The 14,478-nt window shown below is 62.6% G+C and carries 14 protein-coding genes; all 14 read right to left on the bottom strand.

All coding sequences use genetic code 11. The features are described from left to right. Positions 1-5 precede the first annotated feature (5 nt). The 14 genes from ALTERO38_RS12225 to rimO all read right to left on the bottom strand — a co-directional run bounded on the left by ALTERO38_RS12225 (position 6) and on the right by rimO (position 14,440). Complete coding sequence (locus ALTERO38_RS12225) at positions 6-932, bottom strand: ABC transporter permease (RefSeq protein ID WP_159968558.1); 927 nt, start codon at positions 930-932, stop codon at positions 6-8. 55 nt (positions 933-987) lie between these two features. Then, entirely contained in the window at positions 988-2,094 is a 1,107-nt protein-coding gene (locus ALTERO38_RS12220; protein ID WP_159968557.1) for an ABC transporter permease, read from the bottom strand. A 10-nt stretch (positions 2,095-2,104) separates the two neighbouring features. Continuing rightward, complete coding sequence (locus ALTERO38_RS12215; protein WP_159968556.1) at positions 2,105-3,649, bottom strand: ABC transporter ATP-binding protein; 1,545 nt, start codon at positions 3,647-3,649, stop codon at positions 2,105-2,107. A 302-nt stretch (positions 3,650-3,951) separates the two neighbouring features. Further along, on the bottom strand, positions 3,952-4,689 hold the full coding sequence (locus ALTERO38_RS12210; protein WP_159968555.1) for an SDR family oxidoreductase: 738 nt from the start codon (positions 4,687-4,689) through the stop codon (positions 3,952-3,954). A gap of 124 nt (positions 4,690-4,813) precedes the next feature. Next, the gene (locus tag ALTERO38_RS12205; RefSeq protein WP_102834625.1) at positions 4,814-5,284 is read right to left on the bottom strand and encodes a nucleoside deaminase; all 471 of its coding nucleotides are present in this window, start codon (positions 5,282-5,284) and stop codon (positions 4,814-4,816) included. 44 nt (positions 5,285-5,328) lie between these two features. Further along, the gene (locus tag ALTERO38_RS12200; RefSeq protein ID WP_159968554.1) at positions 5,329-6,102 is read right to left on the bottom strand and encodes an ABC transporter permease; all 774 of its coding nucleotides are present in this window, start codon (positions 6,100-6,102) and stop codon (positions 5,329-5,331) included. Beyond that, complete coding sequence (locus ALTERO38_RS12195; protein ID WP_159968553.1) at positions 6,092-6,892, bottom strand: ABC transporter ATP-binding protein; 801 nt, start codon at positions 6,890-6,892, stop codon at positions 6,092-6,094. The genes ALTERO38_RS12200 and ALTERO38_RS12195 overlap by 11 nt, the downstream gene beginning before the upstream one ends. Positions 6,893-6,896: 4 nt before the next feature. Next, the gene (locus tag ALTERO38_RS12190; protein ID WP_159968552.1) at positions 6,897-7,877 is read right to left on the bottom strand and encodes an ABC transporter substrate-binding protein; all 981 of its coding nucleotides are present in this window, start codon (positions 7,875-7,877) and stop codon (positions 6,897-6,899) included. A gap of 40 nt (positions 7,878-7,917) precedes the next feature. Next, positions 7,918-8,679 (bottom strand): alpha/beta fold hydrolase, encoded by a 762-nt coding sequence (locus ALTERO38_RS12185; protein ID WP_159968551.1) that lies wholly within the window; start codon positions 8,677-8,679, stop codon positions 7,918-7,920. Beyond that, positions 8,672-9,652, bottom strand: coding sequence for an isopenicillin N synthase family oxygenase (locus ALTERO38_RS12180; protein ID WP_159968550.1), 981 nt, complete (start codon positions 9,650-9,652; stop codon positions 8,672-8,674). The genes ALTERO38_RS12185 and ALTERO38_RS12180 overlap by 8 nt, the downstream gene beginning before the upstream one ends. Positions 9,653-10,040: 388 nt before the next feature. Further along, entirely contained in the window at positions 10,041-10,985 is a 945-nt protein-coding gene (locus tag ALTERO38_RS12175) for a LysR family transcriptional regulator (RefSeq protein ID WP_148924882.1), read from the bottom strand. 42 nt (positions 10,986-11,027) lie between these two features. Continuing rightward, positions 11,028-11,693 (bottom strand): TetR/AcrR family transcriptional regulator, encoded by a 666-nt coding sequence (locus ALTERO38_RS12170; protein WP_159968549.1) that lies wholly within the window; start codon positions 11,691-11,693, stop codon positions 11,028-11,030. A 226-nt stretch (positions 11,694-11,919) separates the two neighbouring features. Next, positions 11,920-12,726 carry an outer membrane protein OmpK gene (locus tag ALTERO38_RS12165; protein WP_148924884.1) on the bottom strand — a complete coding sequence of 269 codons (807 nt, stop codon included), beginning with the start codon at positions 12,724-12,726 and terminating at the stop codon, positions 11,920-11,922. 391 nt (positions 12,727-13,117) lie between these two features. Further along, the gene (gene rimO, locus ALTERO38_RS12160; protein ID WP_159968548.1) at positions 13,118-14,440 is read right to left on the bottom strand and encodes a 30S ribosomal protein S12 methylthiotransferase RimO; all 1,323 of its coding nucleotides are present in this window, start codon (positions 14,438-14,440) and stop codon (positions 13,118-13,120) included. Between the last annotated feature and the right edge of the window lie 38 nt (positions 14,441-14,478).

The raw sequence follows: 14,478 nt of genomic DNA, 5'->3' as shown, positions 1-14,478 counted from the left end.
GCGGGTCAATGACCGGCTTTCCACGGTTGCCCCAGCGACACCGGCGCGTAGAGGCGGGTGCGGATGGCGTCACGCGACAGCAGCACCAGTACGATGATGGTCGCCACGTAGGGCAGCATTGCCAACAGGTTGCCGGGAATCGACAAACCGATACCCTGCGCGACCAGATGCAGGATGCTGGCAAGGCCGAACAGATAGGCGCCGAGCAGCACGCGACCCACCCGCCAGCTGGCGAAGACCACCAGCGCCAGGGCGATCCAGCCACGGCCTGCGGTCATGTTTTCCGCCCACATCGGCGTGTAGGCGAGCGACAGGTAACCTCCCGCCAGCCCTGCCATGGCACCGCCGAACAGCACGGCCAGCGAACGCACCCGCAGCACCGGCAGGCCCATGGCGCTGGCGGCATCGGGATTCTCGCCAACCGCCTGGATGATCAGCCCGACGCGGCTTTTCAGCAGCACCCAGGCGACCAGTGCGAACAGCGCGAATGACAGATAGACCAGCAAGTCCTGAGCGAACAGCATGCGTCCGATCAGCGGGATATCGCTGAGCAGCGGGATCGCGATCGGCTCGAAACCGGCCAGTGGTTTACCGACCCAGCCCGCGCCAATGAATGAGGACAGGCCGACGCCAAAGATGGTCAGCGCCAGTCCGGTGGCTACCTGGTTGGCATTGAAGCCCAGCGCCACCAGTGCGAACAGCTGCGACAACAGCATGCCGCCAAGGCAGGCAAACACCACGCCGAGCCAGAGATTGCCGGTGGCGAAAGCGGCGATGAATCCGGCCACTGCGCCGAACAGCATCATGCCTTCCTGGCCGAGATTGAGAACGCCGGACTTTTCACAGACCAGCTCGCCGAGCGCCACCAGCAGCAGCGGCGTGCCAGTCCGGATCATGGCGTAGAAAATGTTGGTGAGTAGATCGATATCCATCAAATCAAGCCTCGAGCTGCGAGCGGCAAACCATCGGAAGAGTGGGGAAGGCAGATCATGCGGCGGGCTCCGGTTCGAGCGCTGCTGGCTGCACCTTGCGGCTCCAGCCCTTCAGGCGCGGGCGATAGAGAATCAGCACATCGCACGCCAGCAGAAAGAACAGCACCATGCCCTGAAACAGCTGAGTGATCGATTGCGGCAGGTTGGCGGCCATCTGGGCGTTCTCGCCGCCGAGATAAAGCAGCGCCATCAGCAGGCTGGCAAAGACAATCCCGATGGGATTGAGTCGACCGAGAAAGGCCACGGTTATCGCGGCGTAGCCGTAGCCAGGCGACACCTGCGGCACCAGCTGGCCTATGGGGCCGACGACTTCCGATACACCCGCCAGGCCGGCCAGACCGCCACTGATCAGCAGCGCGATCCAGATCAGCCGCTTCTCGCGGAAGCCGACAAAGCTGGCAGCGCGTTTGTCGAGCCCGAGCACCTTGATCTGAAACCCGAGAAAGCTCTTCTGCAGCAGCACCCACACCACCACCAGCGCCAGCAATGCGAAATAGAAGCCACCGTGCACGCGCAGGTCCTCGAACAGCTGCGGCAGTCGCGTGGCGTCGCCGAACATGGCCGATTCGGGAAAATTGAAACCCTCCGGATCTTTAAGCGGGCCGTGCACGGCGAAGAGCAACAGGTTCAGCGCGATGTAATTGAGCATGATGCTGGTCAGGATCTCGTTGGCGTTGAACTGCGTGCGCAGCCAGGCACAGAGTCCCGCCCAGGCGGCACCGCCGAGCGTGCCTACGAGCAGGCTGAGCACCAGCGCCCAGCGCGAATCCCACTCGATGACATGCACCGCCACCGCGCTGCCTGCCAGTGCGCCAATCAGCAGCTGGCCTTCCGCGCCGATGTTCCAGATCCGCGCGTTGTAGACCACGGCCAGGCCCAGGGCACAAAGCAGAATCGGCAGTGCCTTGACCAGCAGTTCGGAGACGCCGTAGAGGTCGCTGACCGGGTCGATCAGCAGCACACGCAGGGTTTCCAGCGGCGGGTGACCGAGTGATGCAAACAACAGGGCACCGCTGGACAAGGTCAACAGCGCCGCCAGCACGGGCGAGAGCCAGAGCATCGGGCGCGATTCGTACCCGCGGGGTTCAAGGGATAACAACATGATGGAATTCTCAGGCGGCTGTGGTCGTGGGGTGATCGAACTGTCCCGCCATCCAGCGGCCGACGTCCGTGGCGCTGGTAGCAGCGGTGGGCTGCAGCGGCGACAAGCGGCCATGGCTCAGCGCGCCGATGCGGTCGCTGATCTGGAACAGCTCTTCGAGGTCTTCAGAAATCACCAGAATGGCGGCGCCGGCGTCGCGCAACTCGATCAGCGCACGGTGAATCGCTGCGGCCGCGCCGACATCCACGCCCCAGGTCGGGTGCGCAGCGATCAGCAGTTTCGGTTGCTGGAGGATTTCGCGGCCGAGGATGAATTTCTGCAGGTTGCCGCCGGAGAGGCTGCGCGCCGGGGTATGGGTGCCGGGGGTCTTTACCGCGAAGGTCTCGATGATGCGCCGGGCGAATGCCTCGACTCGGCTGTGCCGAATCAGTCCGTGGTTGACCATTCCCTCCTGTTGAAACGCGGTCAGCAGACCATTGTCAGCCAGGCTCATCGCCGGCACCGCGCCATGACCGAGGCGCTCGGCCGGGACAAAGGTCATCCCCAGGCGACGTCGAGCATCCGGCGCCAGGTGCGCCACGGAAGCGTCGAGAAAGCAGATGCGTGCGCTTTGGTCCCGTGCCAGGCGCTGTTCACCGCTGAGCAGTGCGAGCAGCTCGTCCTGGCCGTTGCCGGCGACACCGGCGATACCGACGATCTCCCCGGCGCGGACTTCGAGCATCACCTGTTCAAGTGACACGCCGAACGGATCGGCGTTGTGCCAGGACAGCGACTCGACCTGCAAAAAAGGCATGCCGCCTACGGCTTTCGGATATTCCGCTTCAAGCCCCTCGGCGTCGCCGACCATCAGCCGTGCAAGGTCCAGATCGCTGCATTCTGCGGGTATGCAATCGCCGGAGACACGCCCGCCGCGCAGCACTGTTGCGGCCTCGCATAGCGCTCGCACCTCGTTCAGTTTGTGGCTGATGAACAGGACGCTGCAGCCTTCCGCCGCCAGCCGGCGCAACACGGCAAACAGGTCGTCGGCCTCCTGTGGGGTGAGTACGGAGGTCGGTTCGTCGAGAATCAGCAGTTTGATGTCCTGCATCAGGCAGCGAACGATTTCCACCCGCTGACGCTCACCGATGGAGAGGCTATGAACCAGGCGATTCGGCTCCAGTGGCATGCCATAACGCTGGGACACTTCACGGATCTTCGATTCCAGCTGTTTGGGCGTTCCGGCGGCTGCACCGAGGGCCAGCGCCACGTTCTCGGCGACGCTCAGGGTTTCGAACAGCGAGAAGTGCTGGAACACCATGCCGATGCCGCGCTCACGCGCCTGCGCGGGGTCGCGCATGACGACCGGTTGGCCTTCCCAGCGGATCTCCCCGGCGTCGGGTTGCGTGACGCCGTAGATGATCTTCATCAGCGTGCTTTTGCCAGCACCGTTCTCGCCGAGCAGCGCGTGTATTTCGCCAGCATGAATGATGAGATCGATGCGGTCATTGGCCAGACAGCCTGGATATTGCTTGGTGATGCCGTTCAGCTGCAGGCGGGGTTGGGATGTATCGGGCATGGGAACGTCCGCTGGAAGTCATGACCGAGTGAATAGCAAAAAGCTGGCCAGGCAGTCAGGATTCCGCAGCGGGGCCAACAACAGGGTGGCTGGCTGTCGGCACAGGATAACAGCGAGCCTTATCAGTGCTTCGAATTGGTGCCAGGAAGGGCATTGCCGCCCCTGGGTGCACCGGGGTGGGGCGGGCGAAGAAGGCGCTTTTGATGATCCAGGCTCAGACCGGCTCGCATCGGGCAACATCGAGGACCGCGAGCCGAGCAGCCCAATGCGGGCTGCCGGTAAGTAGAGCCATGATGGTGTCGCTAGTAGGGGCTAGCAGTCGGGCGGACCACCAGTTCGCTCACATCCACACCGGCTGGCTGCTCGACGGCATAGGCGATGGCGCGCGCGATGGCTTCGGCTGGTATGGCAATGCGACGGAAATCGTTCATGGCCGCCCGTGCACCCTCATCGGAGATGCTCTCGGCCAGTTCCGATTCGGTGACACCGGGTGAAACCAGGGTGACGCGAATGTCGCCGCCGACCTCCTGACGCAGCCCTTCGGTGATGGCGCGAACCGCGTACTTGGTCGCGCAGTAGACCGCTGCAGTGGGGCTGACGGCGTAGGCACCTATCGAGGCGATGTTGATGAACTGGCCTGAGCGCTGACGCTGCATCAGCGGTAGTGCGGCGGCGATGCCGTGCAGCACGCCGCGGATGTTCACGTCGATCATCCGGTCCCACTCATCGACTTTCATGGCATCGAGGCGTGACAGCGGCATTACCCCGGCATTGTTGATGATCACGTCGACCCGGCCAAAGCGCTGCTCGGCAAAATCGACGAAGGCCTGGGTGTCTTCGCGGCTGGTGACATCCAATGCACGAAAGGCTGCGCTGCCACCGGCTCTGGTGATGCTGGCGGCAAGCTGTTCGAGCCGCTCCACGCGGCGGGCGCCGAGTACAACAGTAGCGCCGCGAGCGGCCAGCAGGCGCGCCGTGGCTTGGCCAATGCCACTGCTGGCGCCGGTAATGAGTACGACTTTTCCGTTGATGTTCGACATGCGCAGATCCTCGCTCGGTCATTCGGCAGCGCGGATGCGCCGTGAGATGAATGCTAAGCAGCGGACGGTACGCGGCGTTATGTCGATCCTGCCGAGGGCTTGCCTGATTCTGGCTGAGTGAGCCTTACCAGATGCCGTCGTGCAGCGCGGCCGCTTCATCTTCAAGCAGTGGCCCGACGACCTCGACCTTTCGCTGGCCCGCTTCGAAGACCACGCGACAGGGCAGGTCCAACGTCGGGTTTTCCGGATGGTTGCCGGTGATGGTCTTCAGGCTGCGCTCGGAAAGGCCATACACCACCCGCCCCAGACCCACCCAGTACGCGGCGCCGGCGCACATCGCGCAGGGTTCAGCGGAGGTGTACATGGTGCAGCGTGAGAGAAACTCCGGCGTATAGCGGGTCGAAGCGCGGGTCATCAGTACACGTTCGGCGTGGCCGGTCATGTCATGGTCCGGCATGTAGGCGTTGCCCTGTTCGAGCAGGGTCTCGCCATCCGGGCCGACCAGAATGGCGCCGAAGGGGTGCGTACCCTCGGCCAGGGCGCGGCGCGCCACGTCGAAGCTTTTACGCAGCAAGGCAGTGTCGTCTAGGGGCATGGTGAGATGTCCATTGAGAGTTTGGATCTGCTGGCGGGCAGGGTTCAGCTTTCGCCTTTCGGCAGGCTCCAGGTGAAGAACAGGCGTTGCGCGAGGCCGACCAGCTGAAACAGCGCCAGGCTGATGATGACCAGCATCATCAAGGCCGCGAAGGCTTGTGGGACCTGGAACATCGAGGTCGAGAAATTGATGAAGTAACCCAGGCCCTTGTCCGCCGCGACGAACTCGGCGACCACCGCACCGATCACCGCCAGCGTGATGGAGATGCGCAGCGCCGAGAACAGGTGAGGAATCGCGTAGGGCAGACGGATGTTGCGAAACTCGCGGGTTCGCGAGGCGCCCAGCGAACGCGACAATTCGATCAGCTCAGGTGGCGTCGCCAGCAGGCCGGTTACCGTCGACACCACGATGGGAAAAAAGGCGATCAGAAAGGTGATGAACACGCGCGGCAGGTCACCGGCACCCATCACCACTACGATGATCGGGGCGACCGCGACGATGGGCGTTGACTGCACGATGACCAGCAGCGGATAGAGCGTGCGTGACAGCAGCCTGGACGATGCCAGCGCGATAGCCAGCGGAATCCCGATCAGAATCGAAAGCCCGTAGCCGAGCAGGGTGACCCGCAGCGTGGCGAAGATGTGCTCGGCCCAGATCGTCGGGTCGAGCTTCCAGGTGGCGGCAAGGATGGCGCTCGGGGAAGGCAGAACGAATGCCGGCAGGCTCAACAGGCGGCAGGCTGCTTCCCAGAGCAACAGCAGGCCGAGCAGTGCCAGCCCAGGGGCGAAACGCTCGCCCAGTGCGCTTTTAGAGACCATGACGGCTGAATACCTTGCGACGGATATGGTTGGCGAGCTCGTTGAAACGGGGCTCCGTGAGGGTGTCCAGCGACCGCGGTCGAGGTATATCGACATCGATGATCTCGGTCACTCGGCCCGGGCGTGCTGACATCACCAGGATGCGGTCGGCCAGCAGCAGCGCTTCGGGAATCGAGTGGGTGATGAACAGCACGGTCTTCGGCCGCTGGGTCCAGATGTTCAGCAGCTCCAGGCTGAGTTCGTCGCGCGTCAGGGCGTCCAGCGCCGAGAAGGGCTCGTCCATCAGCAGGATTTCCGGGTCGTGCAGCAGCGCGCGGGCGATGCCTGCGCGCTGTTGCATGCCGCCGGACAGTTCATCCGGACGCTTGCCGCCGAATTCCTGAAGGCCCACCAGCTGGAGCAGCTCTTCACCACGCTCGCGCTCCTGCTGGGTGACCCGCCCGTATTTGTGCTTCATCGGAAAGGTCAGGTTGTCGCGGATCGTCAGCCAGGGCAGCAGCGTTGGTTTCTGGAAAACGATGCCCACCTCATCACGCGGGCCGTCCAGCTTCTTGCCGTAAATGCTGACATGACCACTGGTGGGCTGAATCAGACCGGCAAGAATGCGCAGTAACGTCGACTTGCCGCAGCCTGACGGGCCGATCACGGCAATGAACTCGTGGCGATCGATGGCGAAGCTGGTGTCGTCGAGGGCCACCACTTCGCTGCCATCCGAGGAGGTGAACACCTGCCGGACCTGCTCGAAGGTGATGCTCGGCCGTACGGCCGAGGGGGTTTCGGTCTGATTCATGCGATTACTCGACAAAACCGTTGGCAATGACCTGTTTCGGGTCGAGGCTGTCGCTTGGCAGATTCTGCGCGCGGGCGACCCATTGCCAGGTGGTTTCCAGGCGCTCGGCATCGAATTGGGCGGTGCCTTCGGCTTCGCTGACCTCGTTCTGCATCAGTGGGACTGACGCCGTGAACTGCTCGACCGCCTGCTGCTCATCGACTTCTGGAACGATTTTCTTCAGCGCAGCCGCGGCTGCGGCGGGATCGGCAATGGCCATGTCCTGGGCTTGGCGGTAGGCCTTGATGAATTTCTTCGCAACCTCGGGGTTGTCCTTCAGGAAGCGTTCAGAGGCGATCAGTGACAGACCATAGCCGTCGAAGCCGTAGTCCGACCACGGGATGACCTTGAGTTGCTTGCCGGCTTCCTGCATGGAACGGGCAAAGCCTGGCGCCACGGTGACCCAATTGATGGTCGCATCGACCTTGCCGGTGGCCAGCATGGGCGCCAGCGCGCCCGGGTCGAGCTTGAGCAGCTTCACTCCGTCGCGGTCGATGCCGTTGGCTTCGAGCACCAGCGGGAACACCACATTGGAGGCGGAGAAGGTCGGGGTTGCAACCGTCTTGCCGGCGATGTCTTTGAACGCTTCGATGCCTGAGCCTTCTGCGGTAAAGAAGGCGTCTGGCTGCTTGTTGTAGATCGGTGCCACGGCGACCACCGGCACAGGTCCCTGTGCCCGCGCCTGCAGGACCGAGGCCAGGCCGGCGCTGCCGAAGTCGGCGCTGGCAGTGGCCAGTTTGGTCACCACGTCGCTGCCGCCGCGAGCGCTGGCGATCTCCACCTCGATGCCCTGGTCAGCAAACAAGCCTTTGTCGACGCCGAGATAGATCACTGCCTTGTCGCCGGCGGGCAGCCAGTCATTCAGCCAGCGCACGGTATCGGCCGCCAGCGCAGCTTGGGAGAACAGGGCCAGCAGTGAACTGGCGATCAGGTTTTTCTTGAACATGGGGCGTCGCTCCTTGATTGGCGTCACGAGAGGGTGTCGATCAGAAAACGGGGTCGGGATGGTGTGAGAAAAAGGGCAGCAAGCTGGCGAGCAACTTGTCCGGGGCGGCCAGTTGCGGCGCGTGCCCACAGTCGAGCGTGACCCGTTCGGCGCCGGGCACCAGCTCCTGCATCCAGCGTTGAACGGCCGGCACCACCGAGCGGTCCGTGCTGCATTCGATGTACAGGCGTGGCAGGCGGCCAAAGCGCTCGGCGGTCCAGCGCGCTACGACTGCACGCCCGCTGTCGGGTTGGACCCCCAACCGCTGTGCGGCGGCCAGCGCTTGCGGCAATGGCACATCATGGAAAAACAGTGCGCAGGCGATTTCGGCGGGCACCCGGGTGCCGAGTCCGTCCGCGCTGCGCTGTAGAAAAGGGCCAACGCCGGACACTTCCGGCGCTGTGCTGACCAATTCCGCACAGGCTTCTGCAAACGACAAGCCGCTGGGCAACATCATGCCGGCGACATAGGACACGCCCGCGATACGCTCGGCGCGCTTTTCGGCCACAGCCGTCGCGGTCATTCCGCCGCCGGAATGCGCCACCAGCTGTATGGAGCCTTCCAGTTGATCTATCAGCGTACAGACGTGCGCCTCGTAGCTCTCGAGGCTCACCGCTGTTGCTGGCGTGTCATCGCTGCCGTTACCGGGCAGGTCCACGGCGTGGGGCGTGAAGCCGGCAGACCGCAGCCCGTCGAGCAAACCGTCCCAGACCCAGCTGCCGGCCCAGGCGCCGTGAATCAGTACGACATGGCGTTCAGGCATACGTCCTCCGATACATCTCGCGGTAGTGTTCTTCGACCGTGACGCTTGGGTAGCGCGGCGCTTCGTCGGGCTCGAGACAGGTCGGGATGCAGCTGACGAGATGATCGGGGTTACCGCCGTAGAAGAACGGCACGCTGTAACGCTCGCGACCGGACAGATTGACCACGCGGTGCAGGGTCGAGCGGTAACGGTCGTTGGTCCAGCGGGCGATCATGTCGCCGAGGTTGACTACATAGGTGCCCTTTAGAGGCGGAGCGTCCATCCAGTCCTGAGTGCGGTGATTCCAGACTTGCAGGCCGGGGTTGTCGTCCTGCAGCAACAGCGTCAAGCCGCCGAAGTCGGTGTGCGCACCGCAACCCTTCTCGCCCGGCGCAGCGTTTGCGGGTTGCGGCGGGTAGTGCAGCAGCCGCAGGGTGGCCATGGCGTCTTCACAGAAGCCGGCGAAATACGCTTCCGGCAGCTCAAGCGATAGCGCCAGTCCCGTCATCAGCTGCTCGGCGAGATCGGTCATGGCGGCGTGATAACGCGCCATGGCAGGGCGGAAATCGGGCAGGGTCACCGGCCACTGGTTCGGCCCGTGATTGAAGCGTCCGGCTTGTACGCGCGGGTCTTCTGCCGGAAGGTCGCGGCCAAGGTAGAAGCCTTCCTTCAAGTCAGCCGGCGCGCCTGGCTCCAGCCGCTGACCGCGCAGCGCTTCGTATCCACGGTTGGCAGGGGAGGCGGCTTTGTCGAGCGCTCGTTTGGCTTCGTCAGGCAGGGCGAACAGCTGTCGCGCCTGTTCGAACACGACCGCTTGCAGCGCCGCATCGATGCCATGGTGGTGGATGTAGAAAAAGCCCCAGTCACAGCACGCCTGTCCAATTTCCTCGGCGACGGCGATGCGTGCCTGTGGATCCTCGCCGAGCAGACCGGTCAGGTCGATCAAGGGCAGATGGCATGCGGGTGCGTGGCCTGAGACGAGGGGATAAGGCATGTAAACAGTCCTGCGTACGGGAGGGCGGTGACCCTTTGTGCTGCAGTATCCGGTGCGTCAGCTGTGCGCAAAAGAAGAGAATATCGCGCATGCCGATGCCGTTTCGGCATCAGCGCTCGCTGCCTCTTTATAGGGCTTGGGGCGCTCTAAAACGGGGCTTGTGGTTATTCGCGCCGTGCGTGATCTGCAGGCATGAGGGCAGCCTTTAGCCGAAACCGTGTGCTCCGAAAGGGCGCACTCAGGCGGGTTCTGAGTGAGGCGAAAAAACTCCACTCTCATTGGATGGCTGAAGCACTGAGCGTGCTGTTTTGAAGGGACTGGTTCTGAGCTGAGCGGCGGGCGGTGTTGGGTTTTGTATGGGAGGGCGCGGCGGGGCCAGGGGGGGACGTCAGATCAGCCCGGCATCGGTGCGCTCGCGTTGCTCGCGAAGAGTGATTTCCTCGCAGAGCGCGCGAACGAATGCATCCACCGCCACGGGCAGGTAGCGTGAGCTGCGTACATACACGCCGAGATCGCTGAGCACCTGACCGTTGTCGTTCAGCGGCAGGTGCACCAGGCTACCTGCAGACAGTTCCGCCTCGATGCCGATACGTGTCTGGAAAGCGATGCCGGCGCCACGCTTGGCCATCTGCGCTGCAAGCTCCACCGAACTGGTTTCAAGTGCTGCTTTCTGTGGCGAACGGGTACGCGCCAATACCGGGGCAAGTAGGTGGTGAATCGAGAGGTCGCTTTTGGCCAGAATCAGGCGATGCTCAGCGCAGGTCGAGAAGCTCACCTCGCGGCGGTCTGACAGCGGATGGGCCGCAGGGACGATGGCGCCAAGGCGAAAATGACCGACGCCGAGCTGTTGCAGATCGGCAGTCCGCCGCAGCGCGAAGGCGATACCGATATCGGCCTGGCCACTGACGACTGCTTCCGGAATGGCTTGCGAACCCAGGCTGGTCACCCCGACCGTGATGTGCGGATAGCGTGCTGTCATGCTTTCCAGCACCGAGGGCAGCAAGTCGACGGTGACGCCCGAAACGGTGGCGATCTCCACATGGCCGGTGCGCAAGCCTTGCAGCGCGTCAAGTTCCGAGCTCGCGCGTGCAGCGTCTTGTAATACGACGAGGACGTGACGCGCGAAGACTTCGCCAGCCGCAGTCAGGCGCAGGCCCGCTGGCAGGCGCTCGAACAGCGGCGAGCCGATTTCGCCTTCCAGCTTGAGGATCTGCCGGTTCACGGCGGAGGAGGCGACGTTCAGACGCCGCGCGGCTTCGCGGATCGACTGGCAACGCCGCACCATGTCGAAGTAATGGATCGCAGGTGAATGGATACGCAGGCGTCGGGACATACAGGCTGACGGCTCGGGAGCAAACGGTGAATGGCGCTGGGGTCAGCGTGGTGGGGTCAGGCCACACCCTTTGAGAATCACCTGGATGAGCGTCTCGGTGCCGCGCTCGAAATCATCCTTGGTGACGCGGCGTTGACCGGTGATGCGTCGGATCTGATCGGAGAAGTCGGCGTAATGCTGGGTGCTGCTCCAGATCAGAAAGATCAGGTGCATGGGGTCGATCGGGTCCATCTTGCCGGCATCGCTCCAGGCCTGCAGCACTGCTGCGCGACCGCGAAACCAATCGCGATAGTCTTCGTTGAAATGCGCGGAAAGGCATTCGCAGCCGCTGATGACCTCCATGGCGAAGATCTTCGAGGCCTGTGGCTGTTTGCGGGAAAAAGCCATCTTGGTGCGGATGTAATCAGCCAGCGCAACGGCCGGATCATCCTCGACGGTGAGGTGATCGAAAGCGCTGTCCCAGAGTTCGAGGATATGCCGCATCACTTCGACGTAGAGGCCGAGCTTGTTGGTGAAGTAGTAATGCAGGTTGGCCTTGGGCAGACCTGCTCGAAGGGCTATCGCGTTCATGCTGGTGCCCTTGTAGCCGTGGTGGGCGAACTCTTCCGCCGCGGCTGACAGAATCAGCTCTTCGTTCTTCTGGCGAATCCGCCCGGTGCGTTTACCGTCGGTTGACGCCGGGGGGAGCAACGCGTCGAAAGTTGTCATAAGGTCCTTTCCCTGTAGGGGCGGCATCAGGCCCGATGCGCTTGTCGAATGCTAGCCTACGCCGGCTCCGGAAGCGGTGGCTACAGACCTTCGGCTGACCGTGCACTCGCGCGACAAATAAAGCGGTGTTCGATACGCAACAACGGCGGCACCGTTTGGGCTCCGCCGTTGGCGAGCAAGACCGTTCAAGACGGTGGGCCGCCCGTGGAACGGGCGGCTGCGTGCATCAGAAATGCACCTTCACGATGGCGTTCCAGGCGCTTTGGTCGGTAGGGCCGACAAAGTTTTCGCTGACGAAGCCGCCGTCCTTGATGCCGTACTTGTTCGACCAGTAGTCATATTCGATACCGACGTAAAGCTGACCGGCCTTCTGATACACGGCCTTGCCAAGGTCGTACTTCACCTGCGGGTTGATGTGAAGGTTCTTCGACTGGAAATCGTCCGAACCTTCGTTACCGGCGTCATTCACGACCCAGTCGATATAGCCATCAAAGAGGATGTCCGAGCTGCCGACGGGAATTGTGATAGCCCAGGTCGGGGTGATCTGCCACTGGCCGGACGCCTTGTCACGAATGCCGTCGGGCTTGCGGTAGTAGGTGTTGATGGCCAGGCGGTCGAAGCCCGGGACCGCCAGGTCGACGGCCGGTCCGAGCAGGTAGTTCTGCACTTCGTCCTCGCCGCGCTCGTAGGTGAAAGCGATCAGTACATCCTTGATCGGGCCGTACGAGAAATCCATTCCGGTGGTCTTGCCGAGCGAAAGACGCGGGCTGAACTCGCCGTAGTAGGTCCGTGCGGCCTCGCTGTCGTCCGTGCTTTCATTCCACTTGTAGTCGACGAACATGAACACGTCGCCGTAGGTCCAGCCGCTGGCATGTTCGAAGGTCAGGGTGTGCTGGGTATCCGGGTCGACCTTGAAGTCGTTCCCGTACAGATAAGTCAGGCTGTTGTTCTGCCAGAGCATCGGTGCGGCGATTGCCTGGCCAGCGAGCATCATGCTGCTGGCGAGTGCGGCAGTGGTCAGTATGGATTTCATGTAGTGCTCCTGTTGCGTTATGTGTGCTTTTTCTTGGCCGAACGGTCAGATGAATCTGACAAAGCAAGTCTTGAGCCAAGTGCTCTCGAATGGCCTTGTGTTCGTATTATTGTTTATTTATCAATTACATAAGCCTTACGGTCAGCTATAGCGCCGGGCTCGTTCGGCGCCAGCGCAGGTTCTTGCCCCAGAAAGAACCTGACCAAGCGGACAATGCTTCATCTCGATGCAGCAATAAGCCATCTGCTCTCGCCCAGAAGCCGGCACTCATTCATTAGCGGCCGCAGTGTTGATCCAGGTCGCGCTGCATGGATGTCGCATGATCGCGTTGCCTTTCTGGACAGAAAAAAGCCCCGTGGGTACGGGGCTTAACGCTTTCGCATGGGTTTGATCAGATCACTTCAGCCCAGAGGTCGTATTCATCGGCATTGGTGACCCGAACACGGACCATTTCGCCAGCCTGCAGGGGACGCTCGCTGTCGACATAGACCATGCCGTCGATTTCAGGGGCATCAGCCCATGAGCGACCGATCGCGCCGTCTTCGTCGACTTCGTCAATGAGCACGTCCAGTTCCTGGCCAACCTTGCGTTCCAGGCGCGCTGCGCTGATGGCTTGCTGATGGGCCATGAAACGGTCCCAGCGGTCTTGCTTGACGTCGTCCGGTACCGGCTCGAGATCCATGGCTTCTGCGGGCGCGCCCTCGACGGGCGAATACTGGAAGCAGCCCACGCGGTCGAGCTGGGCTTCGGTCAGCCAGTCGAGCAGGTACTGGAAGTCTTCCTCGGTCTCGCCAGGAAAGCCCACGATGAAGGTGGAGCGAATGGTCAGTTCCGGGCAGATCTCGCGCCACTTCTTGATGCGCGCCAGGGTCTTGTCTTCAAAGGCCGGACGCTTCATGGCCTTGAGCACTTTGGGGCTGGCATGCTGGAAGGGGATGTCCAGGTACGGCAGGAGCTTGCCGGCAGCCATCAACGGGATCACGTCATCGACGTTCGGGTAGGGATACACGTAGTGCAGTCGCACCCACACGCCCATGCTCGACAATGCCTGGCACAGCTCCAGCATCCGCGTCTTGACCGGCTGGCCGTTCCAGAAATCAGTCTTGTACTTGACGTCGACGCCGTAGGCGCTGGTGTCCTGAGAGATCACCAGGATTTCCTTTACACCGGCCTTGACCAGACGCTCGGCTTCACTGAGCACATCGCCTACCGGGCGGCTGACCAGCTTGCCGCGCATGGACGGAATGATGCAGAAACTGCAGGTGTGGTTGCAGCCTTCGGAAATCTTCAGGTAGGCGTAATGGCGCGGGGTCAGCTTGATGCCTTGCGGCGGGACCAGATCGACGAAGGGGTCGTGATCGATGTTCGGCGGCACAACCTGGTGTACGGCGTTGACCACCTGCTCGTACTGCTGCGGGCCGGTCACCGCCAGGACGCTGGGGTGCACGCTGCGGATATTGTCTTCGGCGACGCCCATGCAGCCGGTGACGATCACCTTGCCGTTCTCGGCGATGGCTTCACCGATGGCGTCCAGCGACTCGGCCTTGGCGCTGTCGATGAAGCCGCAGGTGTTGACCACCACCACATCGGCATCCTCGTAGGACGGCACGATCTGGTAACCCTCCATGCGCAGCTGGGTCAGGATGCGTTCAGAGTCGACCGTGGCCTTGGGGCAACCCAGGCTGACGAACCCGACTGTTGGCGTTTTGCTCATCGACTTTGAACCTCGAAAACCGCGCATGAAAAAGGCGC

The organism is Pseudomonas sp. 9Ag (genome assembly GCF_902506445.1).
Classification (GTDB): Bacteria; Pseudomonadota; Gammaproteobacteria; order Pseudomonadales; family Pseudomonadaceae; genus Stutzerimonas; species Stutzerimonas stutzeri_AB.
The sequence above is the reverse complement of the archived record's forward strand: the minus strand, read 5'-3'. Positions and strand labels throughout refer to the sequence as shown.